This window comes from Dickeya zeae NCPPB 2538, assembly GCF_000406165.1.
GTDB classification, from domain to species: Bacteria; Pseudomonadota; Gammaproteobacteria; order Enterobacterales; family Enterobacteriaceae; genus Dickeya; species Dickeya zeae.
Genome location: NZ_CM001977.1, coordinates 2,956,831 through 2,978,003, shown reverse-complemented (window position 1 = coordinate 2,978,003; position 21,173 = coordinate 2,956,831). Strand labels below are relative to the sequence as shown.

The 21,173-nt window shown below is 52.3% G+C and carries 18 protein-coding genes; 12 read left to right on the top strand and 6 right to left on the bottom strand.

The annotated features are described in order from the left end of the window. Window positions 1-8 precede the first annotated feature (8 nt). Both DZE2538_RS13030 and yfcG read right to left on the bottom strand, forming a co-directional pair. Window positions 9-917 carry a TIGR01777 family oxidoreductase gene (locus DZE2538_RS13030; protein WP_038916521.1) on the bottom strand — a complete coding sequence of 303 codons (909 nt, stop codon included), beginning with the start codon at window positions 915-917 and terminating at the stop codon, window positions 9-11. A gap of 316 nt (window positions 918-1,233) precedes the next feature. Beyond that, complete coding sequence (yfcG, locus tag DZE2538_RS13025) at window positions 1,234-1,863, bottom strand: GSH-dependent disulfide bond oxidoreductase (protein ID WP_019844002.1); 630 nt, start codon at window positions 1,861-1,863, stop codon at window positions 1,234-1,236. Between the two features lie 252 nt (window positions 1,864-2,115). Here yfcG and yfcE point away from each other — a divergent pair, with 252 nt between their 5' ends. Both yfcE and yfcD read left to right on the top strand, forming a co-directional pair. Next, on the top strand, window positions 2,116-2,667 hold the full coding sequence (yfcE, locus tag DZE2538_RS13020; protein WP_038916520.1) for a phosphodiesterase: 552 nt from the start codon (window positions 2,116-2,118) through the stop codon (window positions 2,665-2,667). Between the two features lie 93 nt (window positions 2,668-2,760). Next, window positions 2,761-3,375: an NUDIX hydrolase YfcD gene (gene yfcD, locus DZE2538_RS13015; RefSeq protein ID WP_016941091.1), complete on the top strand. Its 615-nt coding sequence runs from the start codon at window positions 2,761-2,763 to the stop codon at window positions 3,373-3,375. 105 nt (window positions 3,376-3,480) lie between these two features. Here the strand turns inward: yfcD and pta are convergent, their stop codons facing one another. Together pta and ackA are read right to left on the bottom strand one after the other, a co-directional pair. After that, window positions 3,481-5,622: a phosphate acetyltransferase gene (gene pta, locus DZE2538_RS13010; protein WP_016941090.1), complete on the bottom strand. Its 2,142-nt coding sequence runs from the start codon at window positions 5,620-5,622 to the stop codon at window positions 3,481-3,483. A gap of 89 nt (window positions 5,623-5,711) precedes the next feature. Continuing rightward, window positions 5,712-6,914 (bottom strand): acetate kinase, encoded by a 1,203-nt coding sequence (gene ackA / locus DZE2538_RS13005; RefSeq protein WP_012885407.1) that lies wholly within the window; start codon window positions 6,912-6,914, stop codon window positions 5,712-5,714. Between the two features lie 467 nt (window positions 6,915-7,381). On the opposite strand from ackA, the gene yfbV reads away from it, so the two are divergent. The 4 genes from yfbV (at window position 7,382) to DZE2538_RS12985 (ending at window position 11,145) form a co-directional block, all read left to right on the top strand. Then, a complete protein-coding gene (gene yfbV, locus DZE2538_RS13000) occupies window positions 7,382-7,837 on the top strand; it encodes a terminus macrodomain insulation protein YfbV (RefSeq protein ID WP_019844000.1) in 456 nt (151 codons plus the stop codon). A 136-nt stretch (window positions 7,838-7,973) separates the two neighbouring features. Next, complete coding sequence (locus tag DZE2538_RS12995) at window positions 7,974-8,468, top strand: YfbU family protein (protein ID WP_012885405.1); 495 nt, start codon at window positions 7,974-7,976, stop codon at window positions 8,466-8,468. A gap of 38 nt (window positions 8,469-8,506) precedes the next feature. Beyond that, on the top strand, window positions 8,507-9,163 hold the full coding sequence (locus DZE2538_RS12990; RefSeq protein ID WP_038916519.1) for a sugar phosphatase: 657 nt from the start codon (window positions 8,507-8,509) through the stop codon (window positions 9,161-9,163). A gap of 146 nt (window positions 9,164-9,309) precedes the next feature. Next, window positions 9,310-11,145, top strand: coding sequence for an SLC13 family permease (locus tag DZE2538_RS12985; RefSeq protein WP_193744566.1), 1,836 nt, complete (start codon window positions 9,310-9,312; stop codon window positions 11,143-11,145). Window positions 11,146-11,216: 71 nt separating this feature from the next. On the opposite strand, the gene yfbR is transcribed toward DZE2538_RS12985, so the two are convergent. Both yfbR and DZE2538_RS12975 read right to left on the bottom strand, forming a co-directional pair. After that, complete coding sequence (gene yfbR, locus DZE2538_RS12980) at window positions 11,217-11,816, bottom strand: 5'-deoxynucleotidase (RefSeq protein ID WP_016941083.1); 600 nt, start codon at window positions 11,814-11,816, stop codon at window positions 11,217-11,219. Between the two features lie 169 nt (window positions 11,817-11,985). Continuing rightward, on the bottom strand, window positions 11,986-13,200 hold the full coding sequence (locus DZE2538_RS12975; protein ID WP_012885401.1) for a pyridoxal phosphate-dependent aminotransferase: 1,215 nt from the start codon (window positions 13,198-13,200) through the stop codon (window positions 11,986-11,988). A gap of 1,339 nt (window positions 13,201-14,539) precedes the next feature. On the opposite strand from DZE2538_RS12975, the gene lrhA reads away from it, so the two are divergent. The 6 genes from lrhA to nuoF all read left to right on the top strand — a co-directional run bounded on the left by lrhA (window position 14,540) and on the right by nuoF (window position 21,071). Next, a complete protein-coding gene (gene lrhA / locus DZE2538_RS12970; protein WP_038916518.1) occupies window positions 14,540-15,469 on the top strand; it encodes a transcriptional regulator LrhA in 930 nt (309 codons plus the stop codon). A gap of 669 nt (window positions 15,470-16,138) precedes the next feature. After that, the gene (locus DZE2538_RS12965) at window positions 16,139-16,582 is read left to right on the top strand and encodes an NADH-quinone oxidoreductase subunit A (RefSeq protein ID WP_012885399.1); all 444 of its coding nucleotides are present in this window, start codon (window positions 16,139-16,141) and stop codon (window positions 16,580-16,582) included. Between the two features lie 18 nt (window positions 16,583-16,600). Beyond that, window positions 16,601-17,275: a NuoB/complex I 20 kDa subunit family protein gene (locus DZE2538_RS12960; RefSeq protein WP_012885398.1), complete on the top strand. Its 675-nt coding sequence runs from the start codon at window positions 16,601-16,603 to the stop codon at window positions 17,273-17,275. Between the two features lie 117 nt (window positions 17,276-17,392). Further along, entirely contained in the window at window positions 17,393-19,192 is a 1,800-nt protein-coding gene (nuoC, locus tag DZE2538_RS12955) for an NADH-quinone oxidoreductase subunit C/D (RefSeq protein ID WP_019843996.1), read from the top strand. A gap of 2 nt (window positions 19,193-19,194) precedes the next feature. Next, window positions 19,195-19,725, top strand: coding sequence for an NADH-quinone oxidoreductase subunit NuoE (gene nuoE, locus DZE2538_RS12950; protein WP_019843995.1), 531 nt, complete (start codon window positions 19,195-19,197; stop codon window positions 19,723-19,725). Further along, window positions 19,722-21,071: an NADH-quinone oxidoreductase subunit NuoF gene (nuoF, locus tag DZE2538_RS12945; RefSeq protein ID WP_012885395.1), complete on the top strand. Its 1,350-nt coding sequence runs from the start codon at window positions 19,722-19,724 to the stop codon at window positions 21,069-21,071. Before nuoE ends, nuoF begins: the two co-directional genes overlap by 4 nt. Window positions 21,072-21,173: the final 102 nt, after the last annotated feature.

Sequence of the window (21,173 nt, the reverse complement as noted above, 5' to 3'; positions counted from 1 at the left end):
GAGACCACTCAGCTGGCGCGAGGGTGCAACAAGTCGTTCAAGGCTTCTTCCAGCTCAAAAAAGCGAAAACCGAATCCGGCTTTCTCCAGTTGCTGGGGAATGGCCCGCTGTCCGCCCAGTAACAGTGTCGCAGCTTCGCCCATCAGTATTCTGAGCGCCCAGCCAGGCGTGCGCATAAAGCCAGGGCGATCCAACACATTCGCCAGCATGGCGGAGAATTTCTCGTTACGCACCGGATAGGGCGACACCATGTTGAAGGGGCCGTTCAGCATGGGGGTATCCAGCAGGTATAAAATCGCGTTGGTCATATCATCGATATGAATCCATGGCAGGTATTGCCTGCCAGAGCCTATCGGGCCACCTAACCCGAGGCGGAAAACCGGTAGCATTTTTGCCAGCGCGCCGCCTTCTGCCGATAGCACCACCCCGGTACGCATCAGGCATACACGGGTCTTATCGCTTTCTGCCTCCAGCGCCAGTGCTTCCCAACGGGCGCAGAGCTCATGGGTAAAGTCATCGTGAGGTGGCTCATCTTCAGTCACCAGCGCTTGCCCCTGATCGCCGTAATAGCCAACGGCTGAGCCGGACAAAAACACCGCGGGCGGCGTCTGGCTATGGCGGATCAGCTGTGCCAGTTGCTGGGTGATGTCCCAGCGGCTATGGCACAGACGGGCTTTCTGGGCTTTGGTCCAGCGCTTATCGGCGATAGGCTCCCCCGCCAGATTGATAACGCCATCGAAGCCATCCAACGAGGTCTTATCTTCCAGTCCATGCCAATACGTAACCTTATCGCCCAAGAGTCGTCGTGCGCGTTCTGGCGAGCGGGAAACGACGGTGACCTGATGTGACAGGGACAACAAACGCGCAATCAGATGACGCCCAATAAGGCCGGTTCCTCCGGTAATCAGTAGCTTCATATGCTGGCCTCGCTTTGTGTATCAGGTTATTCCCCTGGAATTGACGGTGGTGCTTTATACGCTGGAATCGCGTTGACCCACTCTGATTTCAGCATAGATGATTCATCTGTACCTGCCGGTGATATTACCCACATCTCAGGGAATTTTTATCAGCGGAACAAGCACTTTTCCGCTTAGCTGAAACAGCATAGCGTGATGGGATAACAACAGAAAGCGTCGCGATAATCCGCGAGATGATAATCGAGAGTGAAGGGATGGTGTGCAAGAATAAACCACGCCCGATTAACCGGGCGTGGGGCTTCTCATTCGGTGTCTATCAGGCTTTTGCGGCCAGTTGATAGGCTCGCTCTGTGGCCGGACGTTCGCGAATGCGTTCAAACCAGCTTTTCACCGCCGGGAAGTCGTTAAGATCAATTCGCTGGCGTTCATGTGACACCACCCAGGGATAGGTAGCGATATCGGCAATACTGTACGTATTGCCAGCCAGCCAGGTGTGCTCGGACAACTGCTTGTTCAACACACCGTATAGCCGTTCCGTTTCTTTCTGATAGCGGTCGATAGCATAGGGCACCGGCTGCGGAGCATAGTGATTGAAATGATGGTTTTGTCCCAGCATTGGGCCAAAGCCTGCCATTTGCCAGAATAACCATTGTAGGGTGGTAGCGCGCTCCCGCATGTCGGTACTCAATAGTTTGCCGGTTTTTTCCGCCAGATAGAGCAAGATAGCCCCAGATTCGAACAGGCTGAGCGGAGCGCCCTGATCTGCCGGTTGGTTATCCACAATCGCGGGGATTTTGTTATTCGGGGAAATTGCCAGGAACGCCGGTTTAAACTGGTCGCCTGCGCTGATATCGACCCTGTGCAATTGGTAAGGTAGTTGTGCTTCTTCCAGGAACAGGGTGATTTTGTGACCGTTAGGCGTCGGGGCATAATACACATCAATCATGAATCATCTCTCCAGTGGGGGAATCATTGCCTTGAGGCTGAGGACTCCGAAAAGCAGTTAGCAGACAAAAGCCTAGCACCTTAGTGGATAAAACATAAATAACCGTTATGGCTATTCTTTTTCTTTCATACAGATAGCACGGCGTTATCGTGGTTGAATGAAAAGCGTCAGGGCTGATAATTTTGCCATGTGATGACATGGGTTTTTGGTACTATAGCGAGACTGAATGTATTCACACATCGGGATAGAACCATGAAACTGATGTTTGCCTCTGACTTGCATGGCTCACTGTCAGCCACTGAAACCCTGTTGGACCGTTTTGAACAAAGCGGCGCTGACTGGCTGATTCTGCTGGGCGATTTTCTTAATCACGGCCCCCGCAACCCGTTGCCGGATCGCTATCAACCTGCGGATGTGGCGAGTTTATTGAACCGTTATGCGTCGCAGATTATGGCGGTTCGGGGTAATTGTGACAGTGAGGTTGACCAGATGCTGCTGCAATTCCCCATTACCGCCCCCTGGCAACAGGTGCTGCTGCCAGGCAATCGCTTGTTTTTGACCCACGGGCACCTTTATCATCCGGAAAAACGACCACCGCTGCACGCCGGTGATGTGCTGGTGTTTGGTCATACCCATATCCCGGTAGCCGAGCGGCGTGATGATATTTTTTGCTTCAACCCCGGTTCTGTTAGCTTGCCGAAGGGCGGTTACCCTGCCAGTTACGGCTTACTGGACAATGGCGTGTTGCAGGTTGTGCCATTACACGGTGGGGAGGCTATTGCGCAGGTTGTGATTAGCCACTAATTTAGACGCTACTACTCTCAGGTTACATCGATAATTCCAATATTTCTAAAAACAGATGCGCATCAGCGCGTGATGACGAAAGGGTTTCAGAGGATGGTGGAACAAACACAGACGGCAGGTACAGAGTGGGTCGACATCGTTGATGAGAACAACGAGGTGATTGCCCAGTCTAGCCGCCAACAGATGCGTGCTCAGCATCTGCGACACCGCGCTACCTATATTGTCGTACATGATGGCATGGGCAAGATTCTGGTCCAGCGCCGTACCGAAACCAAAGATTTTTACCCCGGCTGGCTGGATGCAACCGCAGGCGGCGTGGTGCAAACGGGTGAGAATCTGCTGGAGTCGGCGCGCCGTGAGGCGGAAGAGGAATTGGGTATCGCGGGTGTTCCGTTTGCCGAACACGGCCTGTTTTATTATGAAAGCGATGATTGCCGGGTGTGGGGCGCGTTGTTCAGTTGCGTCATGCATGGCCCGTTTGCCCTGCAAGCCGAAGAAATTGACGAGGTGAGCTGGCTGACACCGGAGGAGATTACCGCACGTTGTGATGAGTTCACCCCGGATTCACTCAAAGCGTTGTCGCTTTGGCTAAGCCGCAACAGTGGCAGCAACAATGATTACATCAAGCCGACACGTGTGACGTCACGCGCTCAAAACGAGGAGCCGAGCGGAACACAAGACCATGATACCGTAGAAGAAGAGCATTAATTGTCGTTACGGTGACGATGGGTTGAATAAAAAACGCCAGCGGATGCTGGCGTTTGTGTTCCTGTCGTAGCGACGTATCAGTTGATGCGCCGCCACACACCCTCATCAGGCAATCTGGGTAGCCTGAATAGCAGTCAGGGCTACGGTATAGACGATATCGTCTACCAGTGCGCCACGGGACAGGTCGTTAACCGGTTTACGCATGCCTTGCAGCATTGGCCCGATGGAAATCAGGTCGGCAGAACGCTGTACCGCTTTGTAAGTGGTGTTACCGGTGTTGAGGTCCGGGAACACGAACACGGTGGCTTTACCCGCAACCGGTGAGTTCGGTGCTTTGGACTGTGCAACGTCAGCCATGATAGCCGCGTCATACTGCAGCGGACCATCGATGACCAGATCCGGGCGTTTTTCCTGCGCCAGACGGGTTGCTTCACGAACTTTATCTACATCGCTGCCCGCACCAGAGTTACCGGTGGAGTAGGAGATCATCGCCACACGCGGGTCGATGCCGAAAGCGGCAGCCGAGTCGGCGGACTGGATAGCGATTTCAGCCAGCTGTTCAGCAGTCGGGTCCGGGTTGATGGCGCAGTCGCCATACACCAGCACCTGTTCTGGCAGCAGCATGAAGAACACGGAAGACACCAGTGAGCTGCCCGGTGCGGTTTTGATCAACTGCAACGGCGGACGAATGGTGTTAGCGGTAGTGTGAACGGCACCGGAAACCAGACCGTCAACTTCGCCTTGTTCCAGCATCAGGGTACCCAGAACCACGTTGTCTTCGAGTTGTTCGCGGGCGACCACTTCGGTCATGCCTTTGCTCTTACGCAGTTCAACCAGACGCGGGACATAGCGTTCACGGGCTTCAACCGGGTCGATAATCTCGATACCTTTGCCCAGTTCTACACCCTGTGCAGCGGCGACACGCTGGATTTCATCCGGGTTGCCCAACAGCACACACTGTGCGATACCGCGTTCGGCACAGATGGAAGCAGCTTTAACGGTACGCGGTTCGTCGCCTTCCGGCAGAACGATACGTTTGCCAGCCTGACGTGCCAGTTCGGTCAGCTGATAGCGGAACGCTGGCGGAGACAGGCGACGTGAACGCTCAGAGGTGGCGGTCAGGGAGTCGATCCACTGGGCATCGATGTGGCGGGCCACGTATTCCTGCACTTTTTCCACACGCTCATGGTCGTCCGGCGGCAGTTCCAGATTGAAGCTCTGCAGGTTCAGTGAGGTCTGCCAGGTATTGGTCTTGACCATGAACACCGGCAGGCCGGTCTGGAAGGCACGTTCGCACAGCTTGCTAATAGCCGGGTCGATTTCGTAACCGCCGGTCAGCAGCAGGGCACCGATTTCAACACCGTTCATGGCAGCCAGACAGGCAGCAACCAGTACATCCGGACGGTCAGCAGAGGTCACCAACAGTGAACCAGGGCGGAAATGTTCCAGCATGTGCGGAATGCTGCGGGCGCAGAACGTTACCGATTTCACGCGACGGGTCTGAATGTCGCCGGTGTTGATCACGCGTGCGTTCAGGTGGTTGGCCATATCGATAGCGCGGGTGGCGATCAGATCGAAACTCCAGGGTACGCAACCCAGAATCGGCAGCGGGCTGTTGGCAAACAGCAGCTTCGGATCGATGTTGGCCACGCTGGCTTTGGTCGAATCGTCAAAGATCTCAGACAGATCAGGACGGGTGCGACCCTGTTCATCGACCGGTGCATTCAGTTTGTTGATGATAACGCCGGTGATGTTTTTGTTCTTGCTACCGCCGAAGCTGGAACGGGCGATGTCGATACGCTCTTTCAACTGTGCCGGGGAGTCATTACCCAGCGCCAGTACGAAGACGATTTCCGCGTTCAGCGTTTTGGCGATTTCATAGTTCAGCGCGTTGGCGAACTGGTGTTTACGGGTCGGAACCAGACCTTCAACCAACACGACTTCTGCGTCTTTAGTGTTTTCGTGGTAGCGAGCGATGATCTCTTCCAGCAGAACGTCCTGCTGGTTGCTGCTCAGCATGGATTCCACGTAGCTCATTGCCAGCGGTTCAGCGGCTGGAATGGCGGATGTGGCGCGAACGATAGTGGTGGTCTGATCCAGTGTGCTATCACCGGAACGTGGCTGGGCGATAGGCTTGAATACGCTCAGACGCACGCCTTTTTGTTCCATGGAACGAATGACACCCAGGCTGACGCTGGTCAGGCCCACGCTGGTGCCAGTAGGAATCAACATGATTGTACGGGACACGGCTTAACCTCTGTTTGCGGTTGCTCGTTGTTCAAAAACGATGCTGCTAAAACAACTCCGTCAGCCTGGGCTGACGGAGTGGGGGAGACTTAGGCGGTCAGGCTCAGTGCATCCTGAGCGATGACCAGTTCTTCGTTGGTCGGGATAACCAATGCCGGACGGGTGCCGTCTTTAGCGATGTTGCCGCCTTTGCCGAAGCGGGCAGCCAGGTTACGCTCGTGGTCAACTTCGAAGCCCAGCAGACCCAGTTGCTTCAGCGTCAGCTCACGGACCATGGCAGCGTTTTCACCGATACCACCGGTGAAGATAACCGCGTCCAGACGGCCTTCCATCAGTGCGGAGTAAGAACCGATGTACTTCGCCAGACGGTGGCAGTACACGTTCATCGCGCGCTTGGCGTCTTCTTTGGTTTCGTAGTTATCTTCCACGTAACGGCAGTCGCTGGTCACTTCAGTCAGGCCCAGCAGGCCGGATTCTTTGGTCAGCAGTTTGTTGATGCTGTCTACGCTCATACCCAGAGAATCGTGCAGGTGGAAAACCACCGCCGGGTCGATGTCACCACTGCGGGTACCCATCACCAGACCTTCCAGCGGTGTCAGACCCATAGAGGTATCAACGCATTTGCCGTTGCGAATCGCGCTAACGGAACCGCCGTTGCCCAGATGGCAGGTAATGACGTTCAGTTCGTCTACCGGCTTGTTCAGGACTTTTGCCGCTTCACGGGAAACAAAGTAGTGGCTGGTACCGTGAGCGCCGTAACGACGGATGTGATGTTCTTTGTATAATTTGTACGGCAGGGCGTACAGGTAGGCTTCTTCCGGCATAGTCTGATGGAACGCGGTGTCGAAAACAGCGACGTTCTTGTCTTTCAGGTGCGGGAATTCTTTCAGTGCTTCTTCGATGCCGATCAGGTGAGCCGGGTTATGCAGCGGTGCGAATGGAACCGCATCTTTGATACCCTGCAACACTTCGTCGTTGATCACAGCGGACTGGGTGAACTTCTCGCCGCCATGTACGATACGATGACCAATCGCGACCAGTTGAGCGGAGAGTTCCGGCTTCTGACTGAGGATGGTGTTAACGATAAAACTCAGTGCTTCACTGTGGGCGGCACCGGCACCCAGTGCGGCTTCCTGTTTGCCGCCATCGATTTTCCATTTGATGCGCGCTTCTGGCAGATTGAAACACTCGGCCAGACCAGACAGGTATTCATCCCCGTTAACGGCATCAATGATGGCGAACTTCAGAGAAGAACTACCGCAGTTAAGAACCAGTACTAACTTACTCGACATGGAAGTACCTACTTGTTATACATGGTTAAAAAAATGTCATACAACGACTAGCGTAGCGCAGAAGACGGTTGACATTTATGATTAACATCATGGCCGGGTCAACTTTCCAGACATGACAACGGAAAACACCGATGTTGATCGACTGGCGGCGTATGGACGCCCTGACGAGGTGACATCGGCGCAGCAAAAAACGGCGACAGCAAATACCCGTGAAGGGGGCTGCGCGCTAAATCAACAGTGGCCCGACTCGCTGAATGACAGGGTAACACGCTGCCTGAAAATACACAGACACGACAGTAACACGACAGCGAATACCAAACGGCGTCAGACGGCTTTTATCGCGGCCAAAAGGCTATTTTAGGATACCGATAGCAATCATTAAACACAAAATATATTTTAAGTTTGTCAATTGCAGTTGGTGATTTGTACGAATTTTTTATTTTTTATACATGAAATTGAGGTTAAGCGTGACAACGAAACCCTCCGATAAAACAGGATGGCTACAACGGTTCCGTCTTGGTCAGCACTATATGAAAACCTGGCCTGCGGATAAGCGTCTGGCGCCGGTGTTTCCTGAAAATCGAGTGGTGCGAGCCACCCGGTTTGCCATTCGCATCATGCCGCCACTGGCTGTATTTACCCTGACCTGGCAAATTGGATTGGGCGGGCAATTAGGTCCGTGCGTGGCAACGGCTCTGTTTGCGCTTAGCCTGCCAATGCAAGGGTTATGGTGGCTGGGACGTCGTTCGGTGACACCGCTACCGCCTTCTTTATTACACTGGTTTCATGAAATTCGTAATAAGCTGCTGGCGTCGGGGATGGCGTTGGCACCGGTGGAAGGGGAGCCCACTTATCAGATGCTGGCGGATGTGCTGAATCGTGCCTTCAAGCAACTTGATAAGACATTCCTGGACTCTCTTTGATGTAAACCCGGTTTTTAGCCAAAGACGCTGAGTTTTTTTCCATTCGATTCTGTTTTAAATCAAGAAACGACTGCCAGTCAGTGTGCGATTCTGCTGTCAATATCCCTTTCGTCGGAATCAGATTCAGGAGTGCACCATGGAAATGACCAATGCTCAAAGACTTATCCTGTCTAACCAGTACAAAATGATGTCGATGCTGGATCCCGATAACGCAGAGCGTTACCGTCGTTTGCAAACCATTATTGAGCGAGGATATGGGTTGCAAATGCGTGAGCTGGATCGCGACTTTGGCGATTTGAGCGAAGATGTATGCCGCACCCTCATCAATGTCATGGAAATGCACCATGCGTTGCAGGTGTCCTGGGCCAACCTGAAAGAAAAACCGGATATGGATGAGCGCCGCCTGGCGTTTCTGGGGTTCGATGCGGCAACGGAGGCGCGTTATCTTGGTTACGTGCGCTTCATGGTACATGTGGAAGGCCGTTATCCTCATTTTGATTCCGGCACACATGGCTTTAACTCACAGACCAAAATGTGGGATAAATACGTCCGCATGCTGGCGATTTGGCAATCCTGCCCACGTCAGTATCACCTGAGTGCGGTAGAGATCGCGCAAATCATCAATGCCTGATTCGGTTCAGGGGCAGATAAGTAAAGAAGGGGCTTTTTGTGGAGTGTAAAGGTTTTCTATTTGATCTTGACGGCACGCTGGTGGATTCATTGCCTGCGGTGGAACGAGCCTGGAGTAACTGGGCCATAGATCATGATATCGCGCCGCAAACGGTCCTGGATTTTATTCATGGTAAACAAGCTATTACCTCGTTGCGTCATTTTCTGGCAGGTGCCAGCGAAGAGACTATCCAACGAGAGTTTGTTGAGCTGGAGCAGGTTGAAGCGACGGATACGGCAGGTATTGTCGCTATGCCCGGTGCACAGGCGTTGCTGACTCGTCTGGATGAACTGGATATCCCGTGGGCGATAGTGACGTCAGGAACGGTGCCGATTGCCCATGCTCGCCATCGTGAGGCGGGGCTGTCTGCTCCGCGTGAGTTTATTACCGCAGAGCAGGTGGCGCGTGGTAAACCGAACCCGGATGCTTATCTGCTGGGTGCCGAACGATTGGGTCTGTCACCCGCAGAGTGTGTCGTAGTGGAGGATGCGCCAGCCGGTGTGCTGTCGGGCTTAGCCGCCGGGTGCAAGGTTATCGCGGTGAAGGCGCCAGCCGATACGCCACGTTTGGATGAGGTGGATGCCGCATTATCTTCTCTTGAGCAATTGCAGATTTCGCGTACAGCAGAGGGCTGGGTGAATATCACCCTGAAATGATGACGTAAACCCTGCTAAACATGATCAAGACCCTGCTTTGTCAGGGTTTTTTTATGGCATTCTGGGTTTAAGCGGCTCCCTTGGAGGAACAACTTCTGACCGGAGTGCCGCCTGATGAATAAGGACCGTTAACGTCAGGAGGAGGCATGTTGAGCAGTTCGCTAGTCTGGGTCGTCATTCTGTTATCGATTGCCATTGTGTTGTTTGCCACCGGTAAGCTGCGCATGGATGTGATCGCGTTGCTGGTGATTGTCGCGTTTGTCTTGAGCGGTACGCTAACGCTACAGGAGGCACTGATTGGTTTCAGCGATCCAAACGTATTCCTGATAGCGGCATTGTTTGTGATTGGTGAAGGTCTGGTGCGAACGGGCGTCGCTTATCAAGTCGGCGACTGGTTGATGCGTGTGGCCGGGCAGAGTGAAACCCGCATGCTGATTCTGCTGATGTTTACGGTAGCGCTGCTCGGGGCTTTCATGAGTTCGACCGGTGTGGTGGCTATTTTTATTCCCGTGGTGCTGAATGTTGCCGCACGAATGAAAACGACGCCAGCCCGTCTGATGATGCCGCTGGCTTTCGCTGGCCTTATCAGTGGGATGATGACGTTGGTGGCGACGCCACCCAATATGGTTGTCAGCAGTGAGTTGATGCGAACCGGAATGGCTGGGTTCAGTTTTTTTAGCGTCACGCCTATCGGTGCCGTCGTTCTGTTGACCGGGATTGTGTATATGCTGGTTGCGCGTTTCTGGCTGACCACAACAGATAGCGATGGTCAGAAAGACGGGTGGAAGCGTAAAACGTTTCGGGACCTTATCAGGGAGTATCGGCTGACCGGGCGGGCGCGTCGGCTGGCGATCCGAACCGGATCACCGCTCATCGGCCAACGTCTGGACGATTTGCAATTACGCCAGCGCTATGGTGCCAATGTGGTCGGGATTGAACGCTGGCAAAAGTTCCGACGCATTATGGTGAGCGTGAGTGGTAATAGCGAGTTACGGCTCAATGATGTGTTGCTGGTCGATATGTCGGCGTCGGAGGTTGACCTGCGTGAGTTTTGCGCCACCCAGCGGCTGGAGCCGATGGTACTGCGCGGCGAATATTTCTCTGAGCAGGCGCGCGATGTCGGTATGGCAGAGGTCTCGCTTATCCCGGACTCCGGGCTCTTGGGCAAAACGTTGCAAGAGGTCGCATTTCGCAGTCGCTATGGGTTGACGGTTGTCGGCATTCGCCGGGACGGTGAGGCGATGGAAGGGACGCTGGCTGACGAAGCGTTAAAGCTGGGCGATATCCTGCTGGTCATCGGCGACTGGAAAAACATCCGTCTGCTGCATCAGCATAAGCGTCATTTTATTGTGCTCAATTTACCAGCGGAAGTCGATGAAGTCGCCCCCGCCAGCAATCAGGCCCCACACGCGTTATTTTGTCTGGCGCTGATGGTGGCGATGATGCTCACCGACGAAATTCCTAACGCGATTGCTGCCTTGATTGCGTGTCTGTTGATGGGGCAGTTCCGCTGTATCGACATGGAAAGCGCCTACCGCGCAGTACACTGGCCGAGCCTGATTCTTATCGTCGGGATGATGCCGTTTGCGCTGGCATTACAGCAAACCGGTGGGGTCGCGCTGGTAGTAAAAGGGCTGATGGAAATTGGCGGTGATGCCGGGCCGCATGTGATGCTGGTATGCCTGTTTCTACTGTGCGCACTGACGGGGTTGTTTATTTCCAACACGGCGACGGCGGTATTGATGGCACCAATTGCGATTGCCGCGGCAGAACAGATGCAGGTTTCGCCTTACCCGTTTGCAATGATCATCGCGATTGCCGCTTCGGCTGCATTTATGACGCCGGTTTCCTCGCCGGTGAATACGCTGGTACTGGCACCAGGTGGATATCGTTTCAGCGATTTTGTTCGGGTCGGTGTGCCGTTCACCCTGGTAGTGATGGTCGTTAGCGTGGTGATGGTGCCTTGGCTATACCCATTCTGACCGTAAAACCGTAAATAAGGAAAACAGCCTGAGGCCTGACTCAGGCTGTTTGAGTTGACCTGCAAGAGCGATTACAGCGGCGATTCCTGGCTGATTTCGTCCAGTGACAGGCTGAAACTCGGAATAAACACTGTCATGAAGTAATCCATTTCCGGGCTGTGGCGTTGCTGGAGCGTTTTTTCCAGTCGCGCTTTGGCCAGCAGAAATTCATTATTGCCTGCCGATAGCTCTTCCAGACATTTCAGGTACGCGCAAAGCGCATCCGCCTGTTTAACAATCGCCTGCTCCTCTTCACTGATGTGGGATTCGTCCAGCAGTGGGCTGAAGTCCTGTTGCAGTTCGGCAGGTAACATGGTGATCAGGTTATGGCGGGCAATTTTTTCGATTTTCTTATATTCGTGGGCAATCTGTGCGTTGTAATACTTAATCGGCGTGGGCATGTCGCCGGTCAACACTTCGCTGGCATCATGGTACATAGCAAGCAAAGCAATACGGCCAACATTGATATTGCCGTTGAATTTACGGTTTTTGATCACGGCAAGCGCGTGCGCGACAAAGGCGACTTGCAGACTGTGTTCGGAGACATTTTCTGTCCGGACATTGCGCATCAGCGGCCAGCGGCTAATGAGTTTCAGGCGGGATAAATGAGCGAAGAAGTGACTCTGGACCATGAACATCTCTCGGCGTAAGGCAATAGAGGTTTATTGTGGCGGCTCTGACACCAAGAAGCAAATCAGGGCCAGCCTGAAAAAGCCGATGTGGTAAAAGGAGCAGGAGAAGATAAAGGTTCAGAATAAAAGGAAGGTGCGTTCGGCACCGTGTAGTGCCGAACGCAACGCATTACTGGTGATACCCTTCCAGGAAACGGCCCAGTTTGTTGATTGCCATGTCCAGATCATCAACACGTGGCAGCGTCACAATACGCAGGTGGTCCGGTTCCGGCCAGTTAAACGCGGTACCTTGCACCAGCAGCACTTTTTCCTGCAACAGCAAGTCCAGTACCAATTTCTGGTCGTCGTGGATATTGAACCGTTTGGCGTCAATGCGGGGGAACATATACAGCGCACCATTGGGTTTCACACAGGAAACACCGGGGATCTGGTTAATCAGTTCCCATGCACGATTGCGCTGTTCATACAGGCGTCCGCCCGGATGAATGAATTCACTGATACTCTGGTAACCGCCCAGCGCCGTCTGGATCGCGTGCTGCATCGGCACATTAGCGCACAAGCGCATGGATGCCAGCATTTCCAAGCCTTCAATATAACCGCGGGCGTGTTTTTTCGGGCCATTGAGCACCATCCACCCCTGGCGGAACCCGGCGACGCGATAGGTCTTGGACAGGCCGTTGAAGGTCACCGTCAGCAAGTCCGGTGCCAGTGCGGCAATGGAATGATGCTGGGCGTCGTCATAAAGGATTTTGTCGTAAATTTCGTCGGCAAAAATGATCAGGTTATGCTGACGCGCGATTTCAACCACTTCCAGTAGCAGTTCTTTGCTGTATACCGCTCCGGTCGGGTTGTTCGGGTTGATAATGACGATCCCGCGGGTACGGGGGGTGATTTTGCTACGGATATCATCCAGATCTGGGAACCAGTCGGATTCTTCGTCACAACGGTAGTGCACGGCGTTGCCGCTGGAAAGCGAAACCGCAGCGGTCCACAGTGGATAGTCCGGTGCAGGCACCAGCATTTCGTCACCGGTATTCAGCAACGCCTGCATTGACTGGACAATCAGTTCGGATACGCCGTTACCGATATAGACGTCTTCCAGCGTGACATCACGCATATCGCGGGCCTGATAGTGTTGCACGATAGCCTTACGAGCAGAGTACAACCCTTTTGAATCACAGTAGCCTTGCGCGGTTGGCAAATTGCGGATGACATCCACCAGAATTTCATCCGGGGCATCAAACCCAAAAGGTGCCGGGTTGCCGATGTTCAGCTTAAGTACCTTGTTGCCTTCTTCTTCCAGTCGTTTTGCTTCTTTTAGTACTGGTCCACGAATATCGTAACAAACGTTTTCCAGTTTTTTCGATTTTTCTATCGGTGACATTTAACAAGCCTTTTACAGGATCCTATTCCTGATGAGTAATCGCCTAACGCCTCTAATGTACTCTTCTCGTTGTGTGTTTTGAAGAATCATTACTATGGCTGTGATGATGCTTCCAGATTAGTGATTATTGACACAGCGGCGATAAATAGTCTTTGTTGTTAACGGAATGTTCTGAAACTGTGTCGGCGTTTTTGTTTTTCGACCTCGACTGCGAAGTAGATGACCAGAAAAAAACCATTTGGTTTCGCCCGATAATACGATCTGTCTCGCATAACGACACGTTAATCATCTTATGGTGAGGGGCTGGAGAATAATTTCGGTCACTTATTGACGTAATTGAGATACCTGTTTTAAGCGCTGAAACCGGTATCATAAAATGGCGGACGAGTTCTTGCGCCATAAAAACCATTTTTAAAATAGGGTAATAACAGAAGAGCAAGCAAATGTTTCTCTATAGAGCAGCACGGAATGTTTCCTTATTGGTGATAAAATAAAAGCTATCCAAGGTGCTGATAATAAAAAACCAGACTATTTAATCGAATAGCGTAAATGACCGAGCAGGAATAAAAAGATCAGGCATCTCCTAGAGTAAATACGATAATTATTTTCTCGTTGGAATTCGCTGCGCATAACTTCATGAAAGTTTATGTTACACATGACATTTTTGTGTATTTTTTGATTCTTTTACAAAAAAGAAATAATCTTTACATAAAAAATGTGTCACAGACTGATAGTAACTCACTGTATTAGTTGTAGTTGTATCCGGAGATTGCAGAGCACTTACGGATGGCAGGTTAGTGACAAAAACATCGATAGACACAGATTCATCAGGCTGGTTGATGGGTTTTGCGATGGGATTAAATCGCCATTTTAAACGGAATAGTTTGATCCGAAGGCCTGCCGATGTTTTGTGCGTAATGTCTTTTTCAAGCAAACAGACAATCAATGATGCACAAAGTATGCGTCAAAAGTGGAAAATAAGAGATGTCGTATATTTTGATGGCAGCAGCCCGTAAAGTAAGCGCAATCAGAATCTTATATCTGCTGACAGTAAATTGTGGTGCAGTGAGATAGCTGGTGTTTTTTTCATTTTTATTTTACTATCTAAAATAATAAAAGGGTTCTTCTTGATGGTCTGATTCCGTAATAAGATGCTTAAATAAGGAGGGTAGGGGAGAGAGGTGATTCGGGGAAAGGAATATAGTAGAGATAGCCTTTTACCGTAACCGTTCGTCTGCGATACTGTTCGTCTTTTATTGTGCATCCGACCGTTGTCGGGGCATCAACATCAACACCAGGTATGTTTGTTAAAAATTAAAATAGATAAGTGAAGAGCCGTATGACAAATACAAGTCGCCCTGTCCTCAACCTGGATCTCGATCTGTTGAGAACGTTCGTTGCTGTTGCAGATTTGAATACGTTTGCGGCAGCCGCTGTCGCTGTGTGTCGAACGCAGTCGGCAGTAAGCCAGCAGATGCAGCGTCTGGAACAGTTAATTGGTAAGGAGCTGTTTGCCCGCCACGGGCGAAACAAGCTGCTCACTGAGCATGGCATCCAGTTTCTCGGGTACGCCAGAAAAATTCTGCAGTTTAATGATGAGGCGTGCGCCTCACTGATGTATAGCGATATTCAGGGTACGCTGACTATCGGTGCTTCGGATGATACGGCGGATACTATTCTGCCTTTCATCCTGCAGCGTGTGACTACCGTATTCCCGAAATTGTCGATTGCGGTCAGCATCAAACGCAGCGCAGAAATGGCGGATATGCTGCAACAAGGGAAAATTGATCTGGTCATTACTACGTCTAATGCCGAGGATTTACCCCATGTGTTGCTGCGTACGTCACCGACGTTGTGGTATTGCGCTGCCGACTATCAGTACCAGCCGGGAGAGACCGTTTCCCTGGTGGTATTGGATGAGCCGAGTCCGTTCCGTGCGTTGGCGCTCGAGCAACTGACCGCGGCGGGTATCCCGTGGAAAATTTCCTATGTTGCTTCTACGTTGTCTGCGGTGCGTGCGGCGGTGAAAGCAGGTCTGGGGATTACGGTTCGTTCAGTCGAAATGATGAGCCCGGAGTTGCGCGTGTTGGGTGAAGAGGAAGGGTTGCCTAAGCTGCCTGATACGCGTTACTACCTGTGCAAAAATCCGGATCATGACAATGAGCTGACGAACGCCATTTTCAGCGCTATCGAGTCGGGTACGCGGTCTCATCTGCTGCCGGTGAGTGCTGGGGCAGAAAGCGATATGCGCGAGCCGCCCAACGACTGATCTGTTACGCGATATTATCGATATCACGACATAGCGGGGCGAGAAGCCCGCTATGTTCTGTCTTTTGGTTCCGTTTTTGCCCTGCCGACACATTCCCCGCTTTGCGCCCTGCTCGGGGAGTATCATCACATTTTCCAGTCGCTTATCACCATTTAGTACCGTCTAGTACCGTCGTTGTGTTCCCGTTTTATTAAAACTGCTTTTCTTTTTTTTAAATCTATGTTGACCGAATGAAAAGGTTAATGGCTGAGCAACTGGCTCAATTTTTTTACTAACATAAATGAAAAAAGTGTGTTCTGGATCAAAAAATACCCCTATTAACCCTATGGGGGAACAGGAATTCTTGTCGAAAATGGTATAGTCACCCAGCCTCTTAAGGGGTTTTTGCAGGAGGAATCGTTAACGTGAGGCGATTGACTGACTCGATTTAGTTACCGTGTTACACACAAAATGTTAACGAAACCACGTGCATGTAAAGTAATGTGCTGTTATTTTTAGTGGCGTTGAAAATAAGGTTACATAACAGGGAATCAGACCGCATTAAAGCGCTGCTTAACCTTATACGTTGTGGCGTTTTTGTGGCGAAAAATCCTTCCTTTTAATCGATGTGGCGACAAACTGCCGGGTAAAGAGCAGGTGTCTGATCACTTTTGATGAGTAAGCAAGAGTATGTCAACAACTACTGAAGTCCTCGCCCATCACTGGGCCTTTGCGCTATTCGTTATCATTGCTGTAGGTCTCTGCGGCTTTATGTTACTCGGCGGCTTCCTGCTAGGAGGCAGAGCCCGGGCACGACACAAAAACATCCCTTATGAATCAGGTATCGCTTCTGTTGGCTCAGCGCGGTTGCGCCTGTCTGCCAAGTTTTACCTGGTTGCCATGTTTTTCGTTATTTTCGACGTTGAAGCTCTCTATCTTTACGCCTGGTCAGTTTCTGTCCGGGAAAGTGGGTGGATAGGCTTCGTCGAGGCTACAATTTTCATTTTGGTGCTGTTGGCTGGTTTGGTCTATCTGGTGCGCATCGGCGCGTTGGACTGGACGCCTGTGCGTTCCAAAAGACAAGTCGTGAAATCCAATGTCGTGACCCAGACCACTAACACTCATCAGCAGTAATAGCGAGGCATTTAGAAGATGGATTATACGCTCACCCGCATTGACCCGGACGGTGAGAACGACCGTTACCCCCTCCAGAAGCAAGAGATTGTCAGCGATCCGCTTGAGCAGCATGTCAATCGCAGCGTTTTCATGGGCAACCTGGAACAGTCGCTGCACAGCATGGTCAACTGGGGGCGCAGCAATTCCTTGTGGCCTTATAACTTCGGTCTTTCCTGTTGCTATGTAGAAATGGCGACATCTTTTACCTCAGTGCACGATGTGGCGCGCTTTGGTTCCGAAGTTATTCGTGCTTCACCGCGTCAGGCGGATTTCATGGTCGTGGCCGGTACGCCGTTCTTAAAAATGGCGCCGGTCATTCAGCGTTTATACGACCAGATGTTGGCACCTAAATGGGTTATCTCCATGGGAGCCTGTGCGAATTCCGGCGGTATGTACGATATTTATTCCGTAGTGCAGGGGGTTGATAAGTTCCTGCCGGTCGATGTGTACATCCCTGGATGCCCGCCACGTCCGGAAGCCTACATGCAGGCACTGTTGCTGCTGAAAGAGTCTATTGGTAAGGAACGCCGTCCTCTGTCATGGGTGGTAGGCGATCAGGGGGTTTACCGCGCGAACATGCAATCCGAGCGCGAACGTAAACGAGGCGAGCGCATTGCGGTAACCAACCTGCGTTCTCCTGATGAGATTTGACCCCTGTGAGTGAAGGCTGTAGTGGCTACGTAAGATCACGGTAAATTCATATCACGATAAACGTGTGTAGCCATCATCAGTCACAGAAATAGCACATTTACTGTGGTGACATAATTTATGACAGATTTAACGACGCACGATGTCGCTCTGCCTGCATGGCAAACCCGTGATCACATGGATGATCCGGTCGTTGGCGAGCTGTGTAACCGTTTTGGGCCGGAAGCATTCACCATCCAGGCAACCCGTACCGGTCTGCCGGTAGTTTGGGTGAAACGCGAGCAATTGCTGGATGTAGTGGTTTTCCTGAAAAAACAGCCTAAACCCTATGTGATGCTGCTTGACCTGCATGGTGTGGACGAACGTCTGCGTACCCACCGCCAGGGGTTGCCGGATGCTGATTTTACCGTTTTCTACCACTTTATTTCGATTGAGCGTAACCGCGATATCATGTTGAAAGTGGCGCTGTCTGAAAACGATCTCAACATGCCTACCCTGACCAAACTGTTCCCTAACGCCAACTGGTATGAGCGTGAAGTGTGGGACATGTTTGGTATCACCTTCAAAGGTCACCCTCACCTGACGCGCATCATGATGCCGCAGACCTGGCAGGGTCACCCGCTGCGTAAAGATTTCCCGGCGCGTGCTACCGAATTCGATCCTTTCGTGCTGACCAAACAGCGCGAGGACATGGAGATGGAGTCCCTGACCTTCAAACCAGAAGAGTGGGGGATGAAGCGCGGTACGAATAACGAAGACTTCATGTTCCTGAACCTGGGGCCGAACCACCCGTCTGCGCATGGTGCCTTCCGTATCATCCTGCAGCTCGATGGTGAAGAGATTGTCGATTGTATTCCTGATATCGGCTATCACCACCGTGGTGCGGAAAAAATGGGTGAACGCCAGTCCTGGCACAGTTATATCCCTTACACCGACCGTATCGAATACCTCGGCGGTTGTGTAAATGAAATGCCTTATGTGCTGGCGGTGGAAAAACTGGCAGGTATCGAGGTGCCGGAACGCGTGAATGTGATTCGCGTCATGCTGTCCGAACTGTTCCGTATCAACAGCCACCTGCTGTACATCAGTACCTTCATTCAGGACGTCGGTGCCATGACGCCGGTGTTCTTCGCGTTTACCGATCGTCAGAAAATCTACGATTTGGTCGAAGCGATTACCGGCTACCGTATGCACCCGGCCTGGTTCCGTATCGGCGGTGTTGCACATGACCTGCCGCGTGGCTGGGAGCGTCTGCTGCGAGAATTCCTTGATTGGATGCCAGCGCGTCTGGACACCTACATCAAAGCCGCGCTGCAAAACAGTATTCTGAAAGGGCGTTCACAGGGTGTTGCCGCTTACAACGCTAAAGAAGCGTTGGAGTGGGGCGTAACTGGCGCAGGCCTGCGTGCTACCGGCATCGCGTTCGATGTGCGTAAAGCCCGTCCTTACTCTGGCTATGAAAACTTCGACTTTGAGATACCGGTGGGTGATGGCGTTAGTGATTGCTACAGCCGCGTCATGCTGAAAGTGGAAGAGCTGCGTCAGAGTCTGCGTATTCTGGAGCAGTGCCTGAAGAACATGCCGGAAGGTCCGTTCAAGGCTGACCATCCGCTGACTACGCCGCCACCGAAAGAGCGCACGCTGCAACATATTGAGACGCTGATTAACCACTTCCTGCAGGTTTCCTGGGGCCCGGTGATGCCGGCTAACGAATCATTCCAGATGATCGAAGCGACCAAGGGAATTAACAGTTATTACCTGACCAGCGACGGCAGCACCATGAGTTACCGAACCCGTATTCGCACGCCGAGCTTTGCGCACCTGCAACAGATCCCGGCGGTGATTCGTGGCTGTCTGGTATCCGACTTGATCGTATACCTCGGTAGTATTGATTTTGTCATGTCAGATGTGGACCGCTAATTATGCACGACCATAACAACACTCAGGATTCTATCGATGCTCCGGCGCAGGCCGCCAGCGATGTTTTTGTGTTAAGTGACACAGAGCGTGATGCTATCGAGCATGAAAAACACCACTACGAAGATGCGCGCGCGGCGTCTATCGAAGCGCTGAAAATTGTACAGAAGCAGCGTGGATGGGTACCGGATGGCGCGATTAACGCCATTGCCGATGTGCTGGGTATCCCAGCCAGCGACGTAGAAGGCGTAGCGACGTTTTATAGCCAGATTTACCGTCAGCCGGTAGGGCGCCATGTTATCCGCTACTGTGACAGCGTCGTGTGCCACATCACAGGCTACCAAGGCATTCAGGCTGCGCTGGAGAAAAAGCTGAATATCAAGCCGGGTCAGACGACATTTGATGGTCGTTTTACATTATTGCCGACCTGCTGTCTGGGAAACTGCGACAAGGGGCCGACGATGATGGTCGACGAGGATACCCATAGTCAGCTGAAGCCTGATGATCTCGATTCGTTACTGGAGCAGTATCAATGAGTAAAAACATTGTTCTGACGGCTGAGCAGCATCCTTTGACCTGGCGTTTGCGTGCCGACAAACAGCCGGTATGGCTGGACGAATACCGCAGCAAAAATGGTTATGCCGGTGCTAAAAAAGCGCTGACTGGTATGGCGCAGGATGAAGTCGTCACCCTGGTTAAAGATGCTGGTTTGCGTGGTCGCGGCGGTGCAGGTTTCTCCACGGGTCTTAAGTGGAGCCTGATGCCGAAAGACGAAAGCATGAATATCCGCTACCTGCTGTGCAACGCGGATGAGATGGAACCGGGTACCTACAAAGACCGCCTGTTGATGGAGCAGATGCCGCATCTGCTGGTGGAAGGCATGTTGATCGGCGCTTATGCGCTGAAAGCCTATCGCGGTTATATCTTCCTGCGCGGTGAATACGTTGAGGCGGCGGCCAATTTGCGCCGTGCTATCGCTGAGGCGACAGAAGCCGGGCTGCTTGGCAAAAACATCATGGGCACCGGCTTTGATTTTGAGCTGTTTGTCCACACCGGTGCGGGTCGTTACATTTGCGGCGAAGAAACAGCGCTTATCAACTCGCTGGAAGGTCGTCGTGCCAACCCTCGTTCTAAACCACCGTTCCCGGCTTCTGCTGGTGCGTGGGGTAAACCCACCTGCGTTAACAACGTAGAAACGTTGTGCAACGTACCTGCCATTATTGAGCATGGTGTGGAGTGGTATCAGGGGCTGTCAGCTGGCAAGAGTAAAGATGCCGGCACCAAACTGATGGGTTTCTCCGGACGTGTGAAAAATCCAGGTCTGTGGGAACTGCCGTTTGGCACAACTGCCCGTGAAATCCTGGAAGATTATGCCGGTGGTATGCGCGATGGTCTGACCTTAAAAGCGTGGCAGCCTGGCGGAGCGGGTACCGATTTTCTGACCGATGCCCATCTCGACTTACCGATGGACTTTGAAAACATCGGTAAGGCCGGTAGCCGTCTGGGTACGGCGCTGGCGATGGCGGTCGATAATGAAATCAACATGGTATCGCTGACCCGCAATCTGGAAGAGTTTTTCGCCCGTGAGTCCTGCGGCTGGTGTACGCCTTGCCGTGACGGCTTGCCGTGGAGCGTGAAGATTTTGCGTGCACTGGAGCGTGGTGAAGGGCAACCCGGCGATATTGAAACGCTGGAACAATTGTGCCGCTTCCTGGGGCCGGGCAACACCTTCTGCGCGCATGCGCCGGGTGCGGTCGAACCGTTGCAGAGCGCTATTAAATATTTCCGGGACGAATTCGAGGCAGGCATCGCCAGACAGGTGGTCAGTAACGCCAAACCGATTGGCGGCATTCAGCCCAACCTGCTGAAACAGCGCTGGTAATCACGTTGCCCGGTGTGTTGAGCATCATACCGGGAGTCAACGTTGATTCATCCCGCAGACAGAATTTTTGATTAGTGCCCGCCTGAGGTGGGCTGTTATGGA

Coding starts and splice junctions, on each gene's coding strand:
- DZE2538_RS12965 (WP_012885399.1), top strand. CDS start 16,139: ATGTCAACAACTACTGAAGTCCTCGCCCATCACTGGGCCTTTGCGCTA.
- lrhA (WP_038916518.1), top strand. CDS start 14,540: ATGACAAATACAAGTCGCCCTGTCCTCAACCTGGATCTCGATCTGTTG.
- nuoE (WP_019843995.1), top strand. CDS start 19,195: ATGCACGACCATAACAACACTCAGGATTCTATCGATGCTCCGGCGCAG.
- nuoF (WP_012885395.1), top strand. CDS start 19,722: ATGAGTAAAAACATTGTTCTGACGGCTGAGCAGCATCCTTTGACCTGG.
- ackA (WP_012885407.1), bottom strand. CDS start 6,914: ATGTCGAGTAAGTTAGTACTGGTTCTTAACTGCGGTAGTTCTTCTCTG.
- DZE2538_RS12975 (WP_012885401.1), bottom strand. CDS start 13,200: ATGTCACCGATAGAAAAATCGAAAAAACTGGAAAACGTTTGTTACGAT.
- nuoC (WP_019843996.1), top strand. CDS start 17,393: ATGACAGATTTAACGACGCACGATGTCGCTCTGCCTGCATGGCAAACC.
- yfcD (WP_016941091.1), top strand. CDS start 2,761: ATGGTGGAACAAACACAGACGGCAGGTACAGAGTGGGTCGACATCGTT.
- yfcG (WP_019844002.1), bottom strand. CDS start 1,863: ATGATTGATGTGTATTATGCCCCGACGCCTAACGGTCACAAAATCACC.
- DZE2538_RS13030 (WP_038916521.1), bottom strand. CDS start 917: ATGAAGCTACTGATTACCGGAGGAACCGGCCTTATTGGGCGTCATCTG.
- DZE2538_RS12985 (WP_193744566.1), top strand. CDS start 9,310: ATGTTGAGCAGTTCGCTAGTCTGGGTCGTCATTCTGTTATCGATTGCC.
- DZE2538_RS12995 (WP_012885405.1), top strand. CDS start 7,974: ATGGAAATGACCAATGCTCAAAGACTTATCCTGTCTAACCAGTACAAA.
- yfcE (WP_038916520.1), top strand. CDS start 2,116: ATGAAACTGATGTTTGCCTCTGACTTGCATGGCTCACTGTCAGCCACT.
- DZE2538_RS12960 (WP_012885398.1), top strand. CDS start 16,601: ATGGATTATACGCTCACCCGCATTGACCCGGACGGTGAGAACGACCGT.
- yfbR (WP_016941083.1), bottom strand. CDS start 11,816: ATGGTCCAGAGTCACTTCTTCGCTCATTTATCCCGCCTGAAACTCATT.